The following is an 18,737-nucleotide window of genomic DNA, read 5'->3' on the forward strand; positions in this document are numbered from 1 at the left end:
TGTCCTCGCTTACTTGCCCAGGTGGTACAGGGCGTTGTTCTGGAAGCCGCGCTGGTTTTCCGGGCGGAAGTTGCGGCAGAAATCGTCATCACTGACCGGTGCGGCCTGGCTCAGCTCGATGCGCACCGGCGTGTAGGGGTAGCTTTCAGCGCTGCTGAGCGGGTGCGGGCAGGTATGCAGCAGCACCAGCGTGTCCATCTCGAAACGCAGGGCCACCTGACTGCCCGCCTTGCTGTGGCCTGAGACCAGTTGCATACGGCCTTCGTCGTCGGTGGCGACCTTGCTGAACAGGTTCAGGTTGGCGGCCATATCGGCGCGGCCCAGACCGTATTTGGCCAGCTCGACGAGGAAGGCGTCGTAGCCGTTCTGGTGCCATGCGTTGCGGGCGTTCTGGTAGTCACGCGCGCCCCAGCGTTCGGCCACCTGAGCGGCGTTGCTGTTGCCGCAAACGCTTTCGTGCCAGCCCAGATCGTCTTCGACGATGGAGGCGAAGATGCGGCCCATGTCGGAGTACAGGCAGTTGCCGCGGGTCAGTTTGAAGGTGTGCTGGCCCTTCAGGGTGTCTGGTGCGTTGTAGCGCTCCAGCAGGTTTTCCGGGTTGTAGAACAGCATGCCGACGTTGGCGTCGCCGACCAGGTCGGTCAGGCGCATCAGGGTGCCCTTGCGCACGCGCAGGGACCAGTGGCTGGCGCCGGGAATGTCGGTGGTATAGGTATTCAGCGTCATCTGCCTTGTCTCCGTGGTTCGGTGGCTCAGCTGGCGGCTTCGGCCAGCAGCGGGGCAATGGTTTGTGCGGTGGTTTGCGGCGCCGGCTGCCGGGCGCGGTGGTCGATCGGCAGGTCATAGGTGATGGTGGCGCCGTAGGCTTGCGGTGCGTGCGGGTCGTGGCGCAGCTTGTCGAACACCCACAGGCGGGTGCCGAGGTGAAAGCCTTCCTTGATGTCGTGGGTGACCATGAAGATGGTCAGCTTATGCTCCTGCCACAACCGCAGCACCAGCTCGTGCATGTCGGCGCGGATGCCCGGGTCGAGTGCGCCGAAGGGCTCGTCCAGCAGCAGAATGCGCGGCTTGCCGAGCAGAGCCTGAGCAATCGCCAGACGCTGTTTCATGCCGCCAGACAGCTCATGCGGGTACTTCTTCAGCGCGTGGCCAAGGCCGACTTCGGTGAGGATGGCTTCGGCGTCTTGCCGGGCCTGCTTGCGCTTGCTGCCGAACAGGTAACCGGTCAGCCCGCGTTGGGCAAAGCCGACCGCCGCCATGACGTTCTCCAGCACGGTCATGTGCGGGAACACCGAGTACTGCTGAAACACGATGCCGCGATCCGGGCCGGGTTCGGAGGCAATCGGCTTGCCGTCGAGCAGCAGCTCGCCGCTGGTGGGCGACTCGGTGCCCAGCAGCATTTTCAAAAAGGTGCTCTTGCCGCAGCCGGAGGCGCCGACCAGGGTGACGAACTCGCCTTCCTTCACGTTGATATTCAGGCGCTCCAGTACCACGTTGTCGCCGTAGCGCTTGCCGACGTTCTTGACTTCAATCATCAGTGGGCTCCTTGGGCGTTCCACGGGAACAGGCGGCGCGACAGGGTCGCCAGCAGCCAGTCGAAGAGGAAGGCCAGCAGGGTGATCCAGGCGACATACGGCAGGATCACGTCCATCGACATGTAGCGCCTGACCAGGAAGATGCGATAACCCAGACCGTCGGTGGCGGCGATGGCCTCGGCGGCGATCAGGAACAGCCAGCCCGCGCCCAGCGACAGACGCACGGCGTCGATCAGTTTCGGCATCAGTTGCGGCAGCAGCACGCGGACCATGATCTGGCTGGTGTTGGCGCCCAGAGTCTGCGCCTTGACCAGTTGCTCGCTGGGGATTTCCTGGGTGCGGCGCTGAAGGTCGCGGGCGATGAACGGGGTGATACCGATGGCGATCAGGATCACCTTGGAGGCTTCACCGAGGCCGAACAGAATGAACAGCACCGGCAGAATCGCCAGCGGCGGTATCAGCGACACCACCGTCAGCAGCGGGCTGACCCCGGCGTGTACCAGCGGCAGCGCGCCGGTAAACAGCCCCAGCGCCAGGCCGATGGCGGCGGCGATCAGCACGCCCAGCGCGAGGCGCTTGAGGCTGCTGGCGGTGTCCTGCCAGAACAGGTATTCGCCGGTGCGCTTGCTCGGCTCCAGGGCCATGCGGTCGATGGCCTCACCCATCTGGCTGAAGGCGGGCAGCAGCTTGTCGTTGGCGTTCTCGGCCAGCCGCGCGTCCGAGGCCACTACGTAGAGCAGGAGCAGCAGGGCGAACGGCAGCAAGCCGAGGAACAGTTTGCTGGCTGGTGGCGGAGTGAGGTTGATCAGTCGCTTCATATGCATCCCGCTGGGGCGCGCAGCCGCGCCCGGTGTGTTTCAGGGCTCAGAGCGCGCCGTCGGCAGCCATCTGCATGTAGGTCGGGTCAAAGCGCAGCTTCAGGTTGCCGCTGTCGCCGTAGTCGCCGGCGGGCATCTGCACGCCGATGAAACCGGCATCCGGTGCGCCGTCACCCAGCAGGCCGTGGTCGAAGGAGAACTCGGCGACGTACTGCATGGTTTGCTTGAGCTGCGCACTGTTGGTCAGCTCCAGTGCGGCGGCCGGTGTATAGAACATCTTGGTCGCGGCGAGCTGGGCTTCGTAACCGGCCAGATCGGTGCCGGAGGCTTCTGCCATGTAGCTGCGGGCGGCGACACCCTGCTCGCTGTCGCTGCTCATGGTCGCCATGATGTCGTACCAGGCGCCGGTCAGGGCCTTGCCCAGTTCAGGGTGCGCGCTGAGGGTATCGGTGTTGATCACCAGCAGGTCGATGATCTCGCCCGGAATCTGCGCCGAGTTGAACACCACGGTGCTGCTGGGTTGCTGGCTGATTTCGTTCAGCAGCGGGTTCCAGGTCGCGACCGAGGTGACGTCGTCGGTGCCGTAGATCGCGACCATGTCGGCGTCCGAGGTGTTGACCACCTGCACGTCGGCTTCGCTGAGACCTACCGAGTCCAGTGCGCGGGCCAGCAGATAGTGGGACACGCTCAGCTCGACCAGATTGACGTTCTGACCCTCGATGGCGGCCAGCTCGCTTTCACCCTTGAGCACGATGCCGTCGTTGCCGTTGGAGAAGTCGCCGACGATCAGTGCGGTGCTGTCGACGCCGCCAGCGGCCGGAATGGTCAGCGCGTCCATGTTGGTCATGGTGCAGGCGTCGAACTCGCCCACGGTGTACTGGTTGATGGACTCGATGTAATCGTTGATCTGCACGACCTCAATGTTGATGTCGTACTTGTCGGCCCATTTCTTGACGATGCCGCTTTCGCCGCCGTAGGCCCAGGGCATCCAGCCGGCGTAGATCGACCAGCAGACCTTGAAACTGTCTTGTGCCTGGGCGGTGGTGGATAGCAGCAGGGAGCTGAGCAGCAGGGCGGAAAATCGTTTCATCACAAACCTCTCAATCAATGTCACGTGGAGCACTCCTGGCAGTGTTGCCAATCGTCTCCCGGGCTTTTATCCCGCCGTGTAACCTTTGTCTGAAAGGTCGAGTGCTCTCGGACCAGTCACCGCGATTGCGGTCGGAACCCTAGCGCTCTATTTGCAAATTGTGTGTTGCGCAGTGGTACGGAGTGCGAACACCTGTTGCAAAGCAATTTGCAGACCAAGAGCGCAGAAGGCCGCAGTGACGCGGTCTGACGGTCGGCGCCTGGTGGCCGGTCGAAGGTGGTGCGCACTGGTATGGTGCGGTTCGGGTGGTAGGGGTGGTCTGCTTTGGTGCGCGTAGCGGCGGTTAGCGAGGGCGCAGGTCGAGCGTTTCAAGCATCAGCGGTTGGCCGAACAGGTAACCCTGGGCATAGTCCACGCCCAGCTCGGTCACCGTGTTGAGGGTGGCCTGGTTGCCGACGTATTCGGCGATGACCTTCTTGCGCAGGTAATGCCCCATCTCGGTGATGGATTTGACCAGTGCGAAGTCGACGTCGCTGTTGTTGATATCGCGCACGAAGTTGCCGTCGATCTTGATAAAGTCGACCGGCAGCTGCTTGAGGTAGGAGTAGGAGGACTGGCCGACGCCAAAGTCGTCCAGCGAAAAGCGACAGCCAATGCCACGCATCTCGCGAATAAAGTCGGCGGCATCGTCCAGGTTGGTGATGGCCACCGTCTCGGTGATCTCGAACACCAGCTTCTCGCGGGGCACCGGGTAGCGGACCATGGCGTCGAAGATGAAGTCCAGAAAGGTGTCGTCGTTCAGGCTCTGGCCCGACAGGTTGACGGAGAAACCGCCAAACAGCGGTAACTGCTCGGGATTTTCATGCATCCACAGCAGCACGTGCTCGATCACCCAGCGGTCCACAGCCGCCATGCGGTTGTACTCTTCGGCCACCTTGATGAACTCGGCGGGAGGCATGGCCTCGCCCTGTTCATCCAGCACGCTGAGCAGTATCTCGTAGTGGGGCAGGCTCTTGTTGCCGCCAATCGGGGTGATCTGCTGACAGCGCAGGGCCAGGTTGTCGTTGTCCAGAGCGCGATTGATGCGGGTGACCCAGACCATGACCTGATCCAGGGCCTCGAGCTGACGGTCGCCGGGGCGCACCATGAGCACGTCCTTGTAGCCTTTCTTCTTGGACAGACTGGCGGCGGCCTCGACCGAGCGCAGGCGCTCCATGGCCTGATTGCTGCCGCGGGCGATACCGGCGACGGCCAGGGCACTGGTAATGACAAAGCTGTGCTCTTCGTAATGAAAGCGCGCTTCCTCAATCACCGCCTTGAGCTGGCGGGCGCTGGCGTAGCCCTGGGTTTCCACTTCTTCGTCCAGCAGCAGGGCAAACTGGTCAGCCCCGAGCCGGCCAATCAGCGTGCCCGGGGGCAGGAAGTTGGCAAGTCGCCGTGATAGCTCGTTGAGGAACTGATCGCCGGCGTCGTAGCCGCAGGCGTTGTTGATCACCTTGAATTGCAGAATGTCGATGAACACCAGGCTGCAATGACTGGACTCCTCATCGGGCGCCGGTGAGGCGATCTGCTGTGCCAGGGCGCGGCAGAAGGCCTTGCGGTTAAGAAAGCCGGTGAGCGGGTCATGGCAGGAGTCGAACGCCAGCTTGTCATAGACTTTCTGCACTAGCGCATCCAGGCCTTGCTCTACGGCGGGCATTGCCGCTTCGCTGAGCAGGCTCAGGCGGCCGTCGCGCAGGGCCATGGCGATCTGCTTCTGCCCCAGATCCAGGCTGCGGGTGCCCTGGTGGTTGGCAAACACGAACAGGCCGTAATCGTCGGCTATCCAGACCAGCTGCAGCAGGGTGTCGGGTTGCCCCTCCTGGCTGTACTGGAACCACTGATTGCTGCGCAGAGCGCGGGCACGACGTATCCAGCGTTGCAGCGCCGGGGTGGGGTTGGCGGCCGGCGGCTGGTCATCGGCCAGCAGCGGCGGCACCTCGACGCTGACCAGTGGCACGCCGGCCGGGTCGCAGGCCAGCAGGCTGGCGACCTGCTTGAGTTGTTGTTGCGGGCTGAAATGCAGCGTAGGGATTTTCGCCAGTCCCTTTTCCACCACCTGCAACAGCTCGGCGTCGTCCAGCACCCGTTCCAGCGCAGTCAGATATTGCGGATCGCGATTGGCCGCGAGTTGCTCAATGACCTGCAGGGTCATCGACCAGCTGCGGCTGGCTACGCCTTCACGCAGGTAGCTCAGTAGCAGCAGGCTGCGCCAGCCGTGCTCCAGCAGGTCGGGCACCGCCTGCGGTACCGGCTTGGACAAAATGCGGCTCAGCTCCTGATGGATCTGCCGATTGGCATGGCGTAGCCGCTGTTTGCCGTCGCAGCTCTGGCGCAGCCGCAGCAGGTTGCGCTCGATCAGGCGCTTCTCGCGGGTTACCAGTTGGTCGAGTTGCGCCATGCCCTGGGTGAAGCCGGCGTTGCTGGAGCTGTCGCCGAGGATGCCGTTGATGGCCTCGAGAATGACCGGTGTGTTGGCCGCAAGGTTGCTGCTGCCCCGGTCGGCCAGCAGCGCGATATGGTTCAGTGCCTGCCGCGCCGGATGGCTGTCTTCGGCAAACAGGTCGGGGTTGTCCAGCAGGCTGCGCAACAACGGCACCTGCAGTTTGCGAAAGGCATCGGCCAGCTCACCGTCGATGCGCTCGCCCTGCATGATGTTGTCGAACAGGCTTTCTACCGTATCGGCGGCGTCCTGCTCCTGCTCTGACAGTAACTTGCCCAGCCCCTTGGCCTGTTGCAGCAATTGGCGTAGACCGCCGCTGCGCTGCAGACGGTCGCCGTTGGCCATGAGCTCCTGCTGCAGCTCGGCCAGTTGCGCCAGCGTTGCCTGCTGCTGCTCAGGCGAGTTGCTGGCGCCGGCGCGCTGGCCCTGGGCCTGACGGTGCAGGGCCATCAGCTGGCTGGCGGTGCCGTACGCTGTGGCCGCATTATTGCTGCGGCGCGCAGGCGCAGCAGCCTCGGGCTGCGTCCTGGGCGTTTGCTCGGCAGTCGCCGGCTGTGCTGTCTGGGGTGTATCGGGCTGGGCAGCGGCGGCGGGCCGCGCCTGATCGGCCAGATAGCGGGTCACGTCGATACCGGGCAGGATGTCGGCGTCGATAAACAGCTGGTTCAACTGCCGGTAGAGTGGCTCCAGCCCTCCAAGAACGGTCTGCTGCAATACGCCGTAGACGACTTCAAGCTGCGGGTTGCCCAGCTCCAGGTGACGAATTTGGTCGAAGAATCCGTTGCACAGCGCTGCCGGTGAAAAGGGGTTGGTATTGCGCTTGCCGCCGGGCCGGCCAAAGGCTGCGTCGATTCGAATCTGCAGCTCGATCAACTCGTTGCGCAGGCGTAGCTCAAAGCGCGAGATGATCACCCGCACCAGCAACCAGTCTTCAAAGTCGTTCTTGGTCACCAGCGCCAAGGGCGCGTTCTGTTGCGGGTCGGCAGGGGCCTCGGGTATCTCGCCCCGGCTGAGTGCCAGAGCATGGGTGACCAGGCTGCGACTCAGCGCCGTGAAGATACTCTGACGCTGCTGACGAAAGGCGCGCTGGGCAATCAGGAAGTGCTGTTGCGCCTCATTGGTCAGCTCCTTGTCGGCCGCCGCGAGCAGGGCGTGATCAAGCTGGTGGCAGAACCCGGAATAGTGCTGGTGCAGATATTGATGAATGCGGCTGCAGGCCGCCTGCATGAGGTGCTGCTTCTGCCGTGGTGACAACATCGGCTGACGACCTTGCAACGCGCCTGGGGAGGCGCCGTGGTCATCCTGCTGGGCGGCCTGCGCGGCGGTCAGGTGTTGCAGCACGTGATAGATCGCCGGGTCCGGGTGACGCAGGCTGAGGCCCACGTAGTGCTCGCCGATGTGCATCAGGGTGACAGGTAGATGCAGCGGCTGGCGGCCCTGCTGGAAGCTGACCGTAGCGGTGCCGTGCAAGCCGGGACGCAGTGACAGATGACGCAGCACACGCGTGGCCTCGGTTGGAGCAAAGGTCAGGCGCAGCCCGTTGCGGCTGTACTCACTGATGATGCAGCGGTGTGTGTCGCTATCCGTGATTGCCAGCACTGCCTCTACTGCACAGGCGTGACGTGGCTCTTTGCGTAGTTCCATGGTCCTGGCTCGAGATGACCGCGCATGCCGTATGTCGTGTTCGGGGCGTTGTCGCCTTCGCGTTGTTGGCCCTGTGAATAGAATAACGGCTCAATGCCTGTTGCGTCTCGCCTTGGCAAAAAAAGGTGCGCCGCACAGACTCTGTCAGTCTAAGGGCTGGCCAGCCAAAAGTCTGCCCGCCTTCGGTGCGTGTGCCGGGCCGCTTGCACCGTGGTTACTCTTCCTCCGCTGGCGATTGGCTGGTTGGCAGCACGCGTTGCAAATAAAAACAATGACTTGAAAGAACTGGCACAGGGCTTGCTTTGGGTCTTGCGTCAGCGAGCCCAACGGCGGGCCGCGATCACAGGTTTTCGGACAAAGGCGTCCACCCACATGTCTGCGTGCAGCAGCCATGGCGGTGGGCGCTTTTTTTTGTGCTTTTTTCGGGGAGGGGCGGAGATGCAGAGACAGAACGAGTGGGGCGCGCAGACAACCGCAGCCTTGCTGATGGGCGTTGCGCTGGCGCTGGGCGGCGGCCTGGCCCAGGCCGAGGTCAGCTCCATCAGTGAGGCGGTAACCGGCGGCAAGGCGGGGCTGGATCTGCGCTATCGCTATGAGTACGTGGATCAGGACGGCATCGACAAGAGTGCCGGAGCATCGACACTGCGCACCCGAATCAATTTTGCGACTGCGGCGTATCGCGGCTTTGGCGCCTTTGTCGAGGCGGACGACGTTACCGTGATCGGCAGCGAGCGCTACAATAACGCCACCGGCCTGCCGAGCGCCAAGACCCAGTATCCGGTTGTTGCTGACCCGGACGGCACCGAGCTCAATCAGGCCTGGTTGAGCTACACCGGTCTTGATGCCACCACCCTGAAGTTTGGTCGCCAGCGCCTCATCTACGACAACGCGCGTTTTATCGGTAACGTCGGCTGGCGTCAGAACGAGCAGACTTACGACGGTTTCAGCCTGAGCAATAGCAGCCTGAGTCACACCACGCTCAATTACGCCTACGTCTACAACGTCAACCGTATCTTTGGCGAAGACTCGCCCAACGGCGATCTGGATACCCGTGCACACTTTGTCAATCTGGCCTATGACGGCTTTGCCTCGGCGCGCCTGGTGGGTTACGGCTACTTCCTCGATCTGCAGGACGCGCCAGCGGCCTCCAACAAGACGTTGGGTGTGCGCCTGACGGGTGCGCCGGCCGTTGTCTCAGGCCTGAGCCTGAGTTACGCGCTGGAATATGCGCGCCAGAGTGATTACGCCGACGGCGCCAACATCGGTGCCGACTACTGGCTCGGTGAGCTGGGCCTGAAACGGGGCGGCTGGCAGCTGACCGGCGGCTATGAGCTGCTGGGCGCCGACGACTCGGCCTTCAGCACGCCGCTGGCCACCGGTCACGCCTTCAACGGCTGGGCGGACAAGTTTCTTGCTACACCAGCAGACGGCCTTGAGGACCGCTACCTGCGCCTGGATGGCAGCCTCGCCGACTTCAAACTGAGCGCTCGCTATCACGATTTTTCCGCCGACCGTGGCAGCGCCGATTACGGCAGCGAAGTGGATCTGCAGGCCGCTCGTAGCTTTGGCGACGTGACGCTGCTGGCCAAGTACGCCAGCTACAACGCCGACGACTTTGCCACCGATACCGACAAGTTCTGGCTGATGGCGCAGGTCGCCTTCTGAGCCGCGATGCCTTTGATCACTGTTTAACGGAGCACAACCATGAACACGTTTAAGCGCAAATCCCTTGTTGCCACCCTGTCGCTCGCTGTGTCGCTGGGTCTCGGCAGTCTGCTCTCGACCTCGGTGCAGGCGGTTGAGGATCTGGAGAAGGAAGACCTGAAGTTCGGCTTTATCAAACTGACCGACATGGCACCGCTGGCGATTGCCTACGAGAAGGGCTTTTTCGAGGACGAAGGGCTGTATGTCACTCTCGAAGCCCAGGCCAACTGGAAGGTGCTGCTGGACCGGGTAATCGACGGCCAGCTGGATGGGGCGCACATGCTGGCCGGCCAGCCGCTGGGCGCGACCATTGGCTTTGGCACCCAGGCCGACATCATCACCGCCTTCTCGATGGACCTCAACGGCAACGGGATTACCGTGTCCAACGACGTCTGGCAGGAGATGAAAAAACACATCCCGCTGGATGCGGACGGCAAGCCGCAGCACCCGATCAGCGCCGCGGCACTCAAGCCGGTGATCGAGCAGTACCGCGCGGACGGCAAGCCGTTCAACATGGGCATGGTATTCCCGGTGTCCACCCACAACTACGAGCTGCGCTACTGGTTGGCGGCGGGCGGCATTCACCCGGGCTATTACGCTCCGCACAAGGGCGATACGTCGGGGCAGATCGACGCCCAGGCGCTGCTCTCGGTTACCCCGCCGCCGCAGATGCCGGCCACGCTGGAGGCCGGCACCATTTATGGCTACTGCGTGGGCGAGCCGTGGAATCAGCAGGCGGTGTTCAAGGGCATTGGCGTGCCGGTGATCACCGACTACGAGATATGGAAGAACAACCCCGAGAAGGTATTCGGCGTCAGCCAGGCCTGGGCGGATGAAAACCCCAACACCCATATTGCCGTGGTCAAGGCACTGATCCGCGCAGCCGCCTGGCTGGACGCGGACAACAACGCCAATCGTGGCGAGGCGGTAGAGATCCTCTCGCAGCCGGCTTACGTGGGCGCCGATGCCGAGGTGATCGCCAACTCGATGACCGGCACCTTCGAGTACGAGAAAGGTGACGTGCGCGAAGTGCCCGACTTCAACGTGTTCTTCCGCTACAACGCGACCTATCCCTACTACTCCGACGCCATCTGGTATCTGACCCAGATGCGTCGCTGGGGGCAGATCGGTCAGGCGCAGCCGGACAGCTGGTACATGGATGTCGCCAAGAAGGTCTACCGCCCGGACATCTACGCCCAGGCGGCGCAGGAACTGATCGACGAGGGCACATTGCCGGCAGAGGCCTTCCCCGACTTTGCCAGCGAGACCGGCTTCAAGCCGGCGACCAGTGAATTTATCGATGGCGTGACCTACGACGGCAGCCAGCCCAACGCCTATCTGCAGCAGTTCGAGATTGGCCTCAAGGGCGATACCCAACTGTAACCCCCAACAGCGTCCTGGCCCTGGCGGCCGGGACATCCATCCCGTGATGGCGGAGGTAAAAGGCTATGAGCAACAAGCTGATCAACTATCTGGAAACCGCTGGCCTGAACTGGGCCGTGCCCGTGGTGCGGCTATGTCGTGGTGAGGATGCCCGCGAGCAGGCCAGTGAACTCTTTACCAAGGTCGGTTTGCCGCTGATCGCCGTGCTGGTGTTCCTGCTGGTCTGGTCGGTTGGCGCCTCTCAGGTCAAGACCAGCCTGGGCGTGCTACCCGGCCCGGCGGCGGTGTGGCACCAGGCGGTCAATCTCTACGATGAGCATCAGGCACAACGGGAGAAGGCCGACGCCTTCTATCAGCGCCAGGAGGAGCGCAACGCAGCCAAGCTGGAGCGCAACCCCGATGCCGAGATCAAGTGGCGCGATTACACCGGCAAGCCGACCTTTTTCGACCAGATCGGCACCAGCCTGCTGACCGTGTTTACCGGGTTTGTGCTGGCCAGTCTGATCGCTATCCCGGTGGGTGTTGCCTGCGGTCTCAGCCCGAAACTCTACGGCGCCATCAGTCCGCTGGTGCAGATATTCAAGCCGGTGTCGCCGCTGGCCTGGTTGCCGATTGTCACTATGGTGGTCAGCGCCGTGTATATCTCCGACGACCCGCTGTTTCAGAAGTCGTTTATTACCTCGGCGGTCACTGTGACCCTCTGCTCCCTCTGGCCGACGCTGATCAACACCGCCGTGGCGGTGGCCTCCATCGACAAGGACTGGATCAACGTTGGCCGCGTGATTCGTCTGAACTGGCGCACCCAGGTCTTCAAGATCGCCATTCCGGCGGCGCTGCCGATGATCTTCACCGGCCTGCGTCTGTCGCTCGGGGTGGGCTGGATGGTGCTGATTGCCGCCGAGATGCTGGCGCAGAACCCGGGCCTGGGCAAGTTCGTCTGGGATGAGTTCCAGAACGGCAGCTCCGACTCCCTCGGCCGCATCATGGTGGCAGTCATCACGATCGGCATCATCGGTTTTCTGCTCGACTGGCTGATGGTCACGCTGCAGAGCCTGCTGTCCCACCAGAAGCCCGCGGGCCATTGATCAGGAGAGAATCCCATGTCTGTTATCGCCATGCGTAAAGAACACCTGCACGAGTTGCCGGCCGAGACCGCCGGTGAAGCACCGAGCCGCCCGCGCGCCTTCCTTGATCTGTCCGGCGTATCTATCGACTTTCCGACGCGCAAGGGACCGTTTCGCGCCCTCAACAACGTCAGCCTGAAGATCGCCAAAGGCGAGTTTGTTTCCATCATCGGGCACTCCGGTTGCGGCAAATCGACGGTGCTGAACATTGTCGCCGGCCTGTATCAGGCCACCGAAGGCGGCGCCATTCTCAATGGCCGCGAGGTGAATCAGCCGGGACCAGAACGCGCGGTGGTATTTCAGAACCACGCATTGTTGCCTTGGCTGACCTGCTATCAGAACGTGGAACTGGCAGTAAAGACCGTGTTCAAGGGCCGCAAGAACAAGCGGGAGATGCGCGAGTGGATCGAGCACAACCTCAAACTGGTGCACATGGATCACGCCATGCACAAGTATCCCGCCGAGATTTCCGGCGGGATGAAGCAACGGGTAGGGATAGCAAGGGCGTTGGCAATGGAGCCCTCAGTGCTGCTCATGGATGAGCCCTTCGGGGCGCTGGACGCGCTGACCCGAGCGCACTTGCAGGACTCGGTCATGGAGATTCAGGCCGATCTGAACAACACGGTGATCATGGTGACCCACGATGTCGACGAAGCGGTGCTGCTGTCAGACAAGATCGTGATGATGACCAACGGGCCGGCGGCGACTGTGGGAGAGGTGCTGGAGGTGGACCTGGCGCGGCCGCGGGACCGGCTGGCGCTGGCCAGTGACGAGCGCTACAACCACTTCCGCTCGCAGGTGCTGAGTTTTCTGTACGAGCGTCAGCGGCGCCCGGTGGAGTAATCTGCACCACCTGAAACGACAAAGGGCCCTGTGTGGGCCCTTTGTCGTTGTTGCCTCAGGGTTAGCGCCCGTTGACCACTTCGAAGTTGACCGGAATGGTCAGCGCCAGTTGTTGCTCCAGCATGTCATCCGGGAACGGCGGGAAGGGCGATGCCTTCTCCAACATCTGGATAACGGCGCGGTCCAGTCGGGCGTAGCCCGAGCTGCGCTTGATTTCTGCACCGGTTACGCTGCCATCGCGATGGATGACAAAGCTCAGCGTGGCAACGCCCTCTTCACGGCGCCGGCGCGAGGCCTGCGGATATCGCTTGTGGCGCGCCAGCTGGGCGGCGATCTTTGACTTGTAGTCGGTCGAGGCGCCGCCGGCTCCGCCGGTGGTGGTCGCACTACCCACACCGCTGGAACGGCTCAGCTGCGCGCGATTGTCCGACTGCCCAGGCTCGACAGCTTCGTTGGTCGAGGGTTGCTCGGGTGCCGGTTCCGGGTCCTCCTCACGCGGCGGCTCCGGCTTGGGCTTGGGCTTTTCACGCACCTGCGCCTGGGCCTGTTGGCGCGGTGGCTCCGGTGGCGGCGGTGGGGGCGGCGGCGGTGGCGGTGTCGGCTTGGGCGGCGCGACTTCTTCCGGCTGCTCGGTTTCTTCGGCCTCACCGAGATCGCCGAGCATACCCAGGTCGATCTCCACGCCCAGCACACCCTCGGCGGCCGCTGTAGCGGCTGGCGGGTTGAAGGCAATATACGCGAAGACTCCCAGGTGCACGGCCAGGGCAATCGCCAAGGCGATCAACCAGTGTTGAGGACGAATCATGGCTGTTCCTCACCGGGCTGCGTCAGCAGGGTGATACGGCGGAAGCCGGCGGCCTTGATACGCTGCATCAGTGCCTGCAGGGCTTCGACGGGAACGTCACCGTCAGCCTTGATGGCCAGGCTGAAGCTGTCCGGGTTCTCGACCTGTTCGAAGGCGGCGATCAGCGGCGCGTCCAGATCCTCCAGGGCGATCTGCTCATCGTTCAGCCACAGCTGCTTGTCGGCATCGAGCAGGATCTGCAGCGCCTCGTCATCGACATAGGCTTCGCTGATGGACTCGGGCGGAGAAACGAACGCAGCGTCTGACTTGCTGATCTGACCGGCGACCATAAAGAAGATCAGCATCAGAAACACGATGTTGATCAGCGGGATCAGCGCATCGTCACCGTTATCCTTGCGGTGGGTGTTTTCGGCAACCAGCTTCACGGCAATACTCCGGTCATGGATACCTTCTGGGCACCGGCACGATGCAGCTGATCCAGCAGGCTCACCAGAGTCTGGGTCTTGACCTCGGGCGCTGCCTCAACGGCGTAGACCGCTTCAGGTGCTGCTGCCACCAAAGTGCGCAGACCGTCCAGGTCAGTCAGCTGGTAGGTCTTGCCATCATGGGTCACGCGGCCGGCGTCAGACTCCACCCGCACGATTTCAATCTCATCGGGCTTGTTCTCGGTCTGGTTCGCCGAGGACAGGGAAATCTGCCGCCAGTGCATGAAGTTGGACGAGAGCATGAAGAACAGCAGCAGAATGAACACCACATCAATCAAGGGTGTCAGGCTGATGCCGCGTCGCTTCTTGCCCGGAAAGGCCTCAAGCTGCATTGACCACCTTCCCGCTCGCGCTGGACTGCGCCTTGGGCTGGTGGGTAAAGACCTGGGTGACCGCGTCGTTGATGCTGGCCGCAACACGCTCAACGCGGCGCTCAAGCCAGCTGTGTACGGCAACGGTCGGAATCGCCACGGCCAGACCCACTGCCGTGGTCAGCAGCGCCTGCCAGATACCGCCAGACAGAACCGAGGGGTCAACACGGCTACCGGCTGCTTCCATGTTCTGGAACGCGACGATCATGCCCAGTACGGTACCCAGCAGACCCAGCAGCGGAGCCAGGTTGGCGATGACTTCCAGCGGGCGCAGCAGCATTTTCAGCTGGTTCAGACGGAAGGTAGCAACGCGTTCCAGCTCTTCACGCAGCAGGGCCAGGTCGGTGCCGTTGCGCTTGCCGCGCATGGCCAGCAGCAGCACCGAGGGGACGGTCTGGCGGGTGTTCAGTTGTGCGATAGCATCGTCTGTATGGCCCTGGTGCCAGAGCGCCAGGCTGCGACGGACCGCGCGGGTGCCCTCGGGAGCGGGTAGGTAGAATTGCCACAGCTTGATCAACAGGATGGTCAGGGCGACCACCGACATACCCAGCAGAATCCAGACCACCGGACCACCGACGACCAGCCAGTCCTGCAGGGTTTCGGCCAGCGAGCGGGCTGTCTCGGCATTGTCAACTGCAGCGGCCATACTGGGGTCCAGGGGGGCACCGGTCAGAGCATCGGTGGCACCGGTCAGATCACCGCCGGGCAGGGAGCCCTCAGCGCCCGGAGTACCTTGGGTTGCCGCGTCTACCGGGGTACCGGAAGCGTCCGTCGCCGTGGTCTCAGGGGTGGTGGAGGTGGTTTCGGTTGCGTCTGGAGCGGCGGCTTCGGTGGTCACAATGGCCTCCAAGAGGGAAAATTAAGGCGCAAATGATATGGGTTCTCATTTCTTGGTGCAAGTGCTTGTGACCGGATGTTGCCAATCGAGGGAATTTGATCTGACCAACGGAGTCAACAGAGAAATTAACGCCCCCAGGGAGGCACTGATCAATTGCACATGCCCTCTGCGAGTGCTCAAGCTGGGCCGCACTCTGCGTTGTGATTTCTCGACAGGTCCCGACATGCCTTCGAAATCACGCCTTGATTGCAGCCCAGCCTGAACGCCAGAGGGCATGCGGAATTAATCAGTGCCTCCCTATTGACCGCCGGATCGCTTGGTTTTAAGGTTCGCTCCGAACGTTGAGGCTGGCACGATCCATACGGCTCAAGTACTGACGACGAGACAGCAAGACTGCCTTTTATAGACAGACTTATTGCTTTCGGCGCACGCCTTGGGAAGTAGGCGAACCAAAGTGGGGATACTGATCAGACGTTCGCACCCCCGGGTTGTGTGTTGGCTGAAAACGTTCAGAGTCGCTTCCGTCGGAAGGCGTACTGCAGGTTCCTGCTCAGGCGAGCGGAGGGCACGCGTGCACCTCTGCCCTGCATATCTGATCCTCTATTCGTCCTCACACGGTCCGTCACCAGAACTTAATGCTTTGGAGCCGACGCCATGTCCATCAAACTGGAAGACTATTTCGACCGCGACACTTTCGGTCGCATCAAGGCCTGTGCCGATCAACACGAAACCCCCTTTCTCGTGGTTGACCTGAAAACCATCGATCGTGCCTACGACGACCTGGTCGACGGCTTTCCCTTCGCCAAGGTCTATTATGCAGTCAAAGCCAACCCGGCCAATGAAGTGCTCTCGCTGCTGCGCGACAAGGGCTCCAACTTCGACATCGCCTCCATCTATGAGCTGGAGAAAGTACTGGCGCTGGGCGTCAAGCCCGAGCAGATCAGCTTCGGCAATACCATCAAGAAAGCCCGTCACATCCGTGCCTTCTATGAAAAGGGCGTGCGCCTGTACGCCACCGACTCCGAAGCCGACCTGCGCAATATCGCCAAGGCCGCCCCTGGCTCCAAGGTATATGTCCGCATTTTGACCGAAGGCTCGACCACCGCCGACTGGCCGCTGTCGCGCAAGTTCGGCTGCCAGACCGATATGGCGATGGACCTGCTGGTGCTGGCCCGTGAGCTGGGCCTGGAGCCCTACGGCATCTCCTTCCACGTCGGCTCGCAGCAACGCGATATCGGCGCCTGGGATGCTGCCATCGCCAAGGTCAAGGTGATCTTCGAGCGTCTGAAGGAAGAAGACAACATCACCCTGAAGATGATCAACATGGGTGGCGGCTTCCCGGCCAACTACATCACCAAGACCAACACCCTGCAGACCTACGCGGAAGAAATCACCCGCTTCCTGCAGGAAGACTTTGGTGACGAACTGCCGGAAATCATCCTCGAACCGGGCCGCTCGCTGATTGCCAACGCCGGGATTCTGGTCAGCGAAGTCGTGCTGGTGTCGCGCAAGTCGCACACCGCACTGGAGCGCTGGGTCTACACCGACGTAGGCAAGTTCTCCGGCCTGATCGAAACCATGGACGAATCCATCAAGTTCCCGCTGTGGACCGAAAAGCAGGGTGAACTGGAAGAAGCCGTCATCGCCGGCCCGACCTGTGATAGTGCCGACATCATGTACGAACACTACAAATACGGCCTGCCGCTGAACCTGGCCATCGGCGACCGCCTCTACTGGCTGTCCACCGGTGCCTACACCACCAGCTACAGCGCCATCGAGTTCAACGGCTTCCCGCCGCTGGAAGCGTTTTACGTCTAAAGCGCGTAGCGCTTTAGACAGCCGCAAGCTGTAAGCTTCAAGCTGCAAGTGAAAACCCCGCGTCGGTAACGGCGCGGGGTTTTTGTTTATGGGCATGGGTCGCAGTTTCAATGTGCCATCAGCTGGAATGGTGGGCAGCGGGTCACTGGTTGCTCTCTGGTTTGTTACAGTCCGGGCAGGACACACAAACCGCATATAGGGAGCCGTATGCTTGAGATCGCGTTTTGGGGGCTGGTCGGACTGGTGCTGATTGGGCCGTTGTTTATGAACATCGTCGGACCCTTCATCGTCTGGCGCACCCAGAGAATACCCACCATCGTCCAGTTTGAATTGGTCAGCGACGAAGACTTTTTCGAGCGTTGCACCGAAGGCGTTCCCTATTTTGACGAGCAGATGATAGATGCCGGATTCGTTGTGGTAGGTAACTCGTCGCTGCACGATAGCCACACCGATACCTGGTTTCGCGTCTACTGGCACGCGCAATTGAAGCTGGCCGGGACTGTGGTCGGCATCAGCGCAACCAATCAGCCGGATCTCACCTACTGCGAGTTCTCGCAGAAATTCTCCGACGGCCGCTGGCTGAACGTCTCCAATAGCAACCGCCCGGAAGCCTATCCGGCGCTACCGATCAAGCAGAGTTTTCAGTTCCCGGAGGTGCAGGTCGTTGAGCAATTGCTGTCGTTGCACGCGCAGCTGCGGCAGCGCCTCAAGGGTGGCCTGCAGCCAGTCGACTACCAGGCGGAGCAAGGCTTCGCCGAAATCACCGCCTTCCTGCGCGAAGAGTCTGATGCGCTGTTGGATAAGGGCCTGGTCAAACCCGAAATCGATGCCGACGGCAAGCGGTCACTCACCTTGTACGGGGCCTTTGTGATGACGTGGCGCTCGGTGTGGCCGGGGAGAGCGATTGTGGCAGCGTTGAAGCGGCGAGGTGCCAGGCGGGCTGTGGCGCGTGGCTAATGATGGTTGTGTTTCAAAGCGGTTCACCTACGAAGCAATGTTCGCGATGCCACGCTAGGAGGGTCGCGTCGGGTGAGAACTTACTTGGAAGCTGCAAGACCGCCCCTTGGTGGGCGAAAAAGGTAGCGGCCATATACGCATTGCGTTGTTGGTCACGCAGTTCATTCGATAGCAGTAGTCGGTAGTCGTCGGAGAACGTGATAAGACCGCTGTCGAAAGCCTTGTCAAACATCAGGCTTAAGCACAGCCCGTTACTTGGGTTTAGCCGGTTTTGGATGTCGATGCGCCATGGGCGAATATGACTGGCGATCAGGAATCGGTCATCACTCAGTCCTGTGATACAGCAGCTATTGTTGTAGGCCGATAGAACTGCTGCACGAAATAGCTGTTGGCCCTTGCGGACTTTGGTTCTAGCGAAATGATCAGACTCTTGATAAGAGGCTGGTTCTTCAGGCTCTTTGGTTGTCTCTGTACCAAGCGCAGAAGCCAGGGCTTGTTCTGCTAGTGGCATTAGCGTGGATGTGTCACTGGTAAAGGTTTGCCACATCTGACGATCAAGCTCTGACGCGCCAGGTAGGCCCTTTCGGCCAGTGCCGGTTATTTGGGGGTCGAGACTAGCAAGATTGCTCAGCTTCATTGCCAGCGAGTCCGGCGTGCGTTGCAACGACTTGGCGGCCTGAATAATCAGCGGCTGGCGACGGTGAAACTGGCCAAATGGCAGTTGGCAATACAAGCCGAGCGCGACGAGCAACTCGTCCTGAGTCCAGCGCTTTGCCATACAACCTCCTTGTGTGTGGGTAGTGAGCATCCTACCGCAATACAAACAAAAAGCCCGCCCCT

16 protein-coding genes and 1 riboswitch are annotated in these 18,737 nt (G+C 61.7%); of the genes, 6 read left to right on the plus strand and 10 right to left on the minus strand.

Features of this window, described 5'->3' with window-relative positions; all coding sequences use genetic code 11:
- Window positions 1–9 precede the first annotated feature (9 nt).
- The 5 genes from CNQ84_RS05420 to CNQ84_RS05440 form a co-directional block, all read right to left on the minus strand.
- On the minus strand, window positions 10–726 hold the full coding sequence (locus CNQ84_RS05420; protein WP_096003891.1) for an urea amidolyase associated protein UAAP1: 717 nt from the start codon (window positions 724–726) through the stop codon (window positions 10–12).
- Window positions 727–752: 26 nt separating this feature from the next.
- Window positions 753–1,535 (minus strand): ABC transporter ATP-binding protein, encoded by a 783-nt coding sequence (locus CNQ84_RS05425; protein WP_096003892.1) that lies wholly within the window; start codon window positions 1,533–1,535, stop codon window positions 753–755.
- Window positions 1,535–2,353: an ABC transporter permease gene (locus CNQ84_RS05430; RefSeq protein WP_096003893.1), complete on the minus strand. Its 819-nt coding sequence runs from the start codon at window positions 2,351–2,353 to the stop codon at window positions 1,535–1,537. Before CNQ84_RS05430 ends, CNQ84_RS05425 begins: the two co-directional genes overlap by 1 nt.
- Before the next feature lie 46 nt (window positions 2,354–2,399).
- Entirely contained in the window at window positions 2,400–3,443 is a 1,044-nt protein-coding gene (locus CNQ84_RS05435; protein WP_096003894.1) for a putative urea ABC transporter substrate-binding protein, read from the minus strand.
- A 53-nt stretch (window positions 3,444–3,496) separates the two neighbouring features.
- A riboswitch (guanidine-I (ykkC/yxkD leader) is annotated at window positions 3,497–3,597 on the minus strand.
- A 189-nt stretch (window positions 3,598–3,786) separates the two neighbouring features.
- Window positions 3,787–7,569 carry a DUF1631 family protein gene (locus tag CNQ84_RS05440; protein WP_096003895.1) on the minus strand — a complete coding sequence of 1,261 codons (3,783 nt, stop codon included), beginning with the start codon at window positions 7,567–7,569 and terminating at the stop codon, window positions 3,787–3,789.
- Between the two features lie 438 nt (window positions 7,570–8,007).
- Here CNQ84_RS05440 and CNQ84_RS05445 point away from each other — a divergent pair, with 438 nt between their 5' ends.
- The 4 genes from CNQ84_RS05445 to CNQ84_RS05460 all read left to right on the plus strand — a co-directional run bounded on the left by CNQ84_RS05445 (window position 8,008) and on the right by CNQ84_RS05460 (window position 12,623).
- Window positions 8,008–9,234: an alginate export family protein gene (locus tag CNQ84_RS05445; RefSeq protein ID WP_165771229.1), complete on the plus strand. Its 1,227-nt coding sequence runs from the start codon at window positions 8,008–8,010 to the stop codon at window positions 9,232–9,234.
- A 39-nt stretch (window positions 9,235–9,273) separates the two neighbouring features.
- A complete protein-coding gene (locus CNQ84_RS05450; protein ID WP_096003897.1) occupies window positions 9,274–10,656 on the plus strand; it encodes a CmpA/NrtA family ABC transporter substrate-binding protein in 1,383 nt (460 codons plus the stop codon).
- A gap of 65 nt (window positions 10,657–10,721) precedes the next feature.
- The gene (locus CNQ84_RS05455) at window positions 10,722–11,741 is read left to right on the plus strand and encodes an ABC transporter permease (protein ID WP_096003898.1); all 1,020 of its coding nucleotides are present in this window, start codon (window positions 10,722–10,724) and stop codon (window positions 11,739–11,741) included.
- Between the two features lie 15 nt (window positions 11,742–11,756).
- Window positions 11,757–12,623 carry an ABC transporter ATP-binding protein gene (locus CNQ84_RS05460; protein ID WP_328587536.1) on the plus strand — a complete coding sequence of 289 codons (867 nt, stop codon included), beginning with the start codon at window positions 11,757–11,759 and terminating at the stop codon, window positions 12,621–12,623.
- A 61-nt stretch (window positions 12,624–12,684) separates the two neighbouring features.
- Here CNQ84_RS05460 and CNQ84_RS05465 read toward each other — a convergent pair whose 3' ends face one another.
- From CNQ84_RS05465 to CNQ84_RS05480, 4 genes are read right to left on the minus strand one after another with little or no spacing between them, the layout of a single operon-like run.
- On the minus strand, window positions 12,685–13,428 hold the full coding sequence (locus tag CNQ84_RS05465; RefSeq protein ID WP_096003899.1) for an energy transducer TonB: 744 nt from the start codon (window positions 13,426–13,428) through the stop codon (window positions 12,685–12,687).
- A complete protein-coding gene (locus CNQ84_RS05470) occupies window positions 13,425–13,853 on the minus strand; it encodes an ExbD/TolR family protein (RefSeq protein WP_096003900.1) in 429 nt (142 codons plus the stop codon). The genes CNQ84_RS05465 and CNQ84_RS05470 overlap by 4 nt, the downstream gene beginning before the upstream one ends.
- On the minus strand, window positions 13,850–14,245 hold the full coding sequence (locus CNQ84_RS05475; protein WP_096003901.1) for an ExbD/TolR family protein: 396 nt from the start codon (window positions 14,243–14,245) through the stop codon (window positions 13,850–13,852). Before CNQ84_RS05475 ends, CNQ84_RS05470 begins: the two co-directional genes overlap by 4 nt.
- Window positions 14,235–15,122, minus strand: coding sequence for a MotA/TolQ/ExbB proton channel family protein (locus CNQ84_RS05480; RefSeq protein WP_202974575.1), 888 nt, complete (start codon window positions 15,120–15,122; stop codon window positions 14,235–14,237). Before CNQ84_RS05480 ends, CNQ84_RS05475 begins: the two co-directional genes overlap by 11 nt.
- 654 nt (window positions 15,123–15,776) lie before the next feature.
- Here CNQ84_RS05480 and CNQ84_RS05485 point away from each other — a divergent pair.
- Entirely contained in the window at window positions 15,777–16,940 is a 1,164-nt protein-coding gene (locus CNQ84_RS05485) for a type III PLP-dependent enzyme (protein ID WP_096003902.1), read from the plus strand.
- A 207-nt stretch (window positions 16,941–17,147) separates the two neighbouring features.
- Window positions 17,148–17,897, plus strand: a complete 750-nt coding sequence (locus CNQ84_RS05490; protein ID WP_096003903.1) for a hypothetical protein — start codon at window positions 17,148–17,150, stop codon at window positions 17,895–17,897.
- A gap of 13 nt (window positions 17,898–17,910) precedes the next feature.
- Here the strand turns inward: CNQ84_RS05490 and CNQ84_RS05495 are convergent, their stop codons facing one another.
- Complete coding sequence (locus tag CNQ84_RS05495; protein ID WP_096003904.1) at window positions 17,911–18,675, minus strand: HNH endonuclease; 765 nt, start codon at window positions 18,673–18,675, stop codon at window positions 17,911–17,913.
- Window positions 18,676–18,737: the final 62 nt, after the last annotated feature.

This window comes from Pseudomonas abyssi, from assembly GCF_002307495.1.
Lineage (GTDB): Bacteria > Pseudomonadota > Gammaproteobacteria > Pseudomonadales > Pseudomonadaceae > Halopseudomonas > Halopseudomonas abyssi.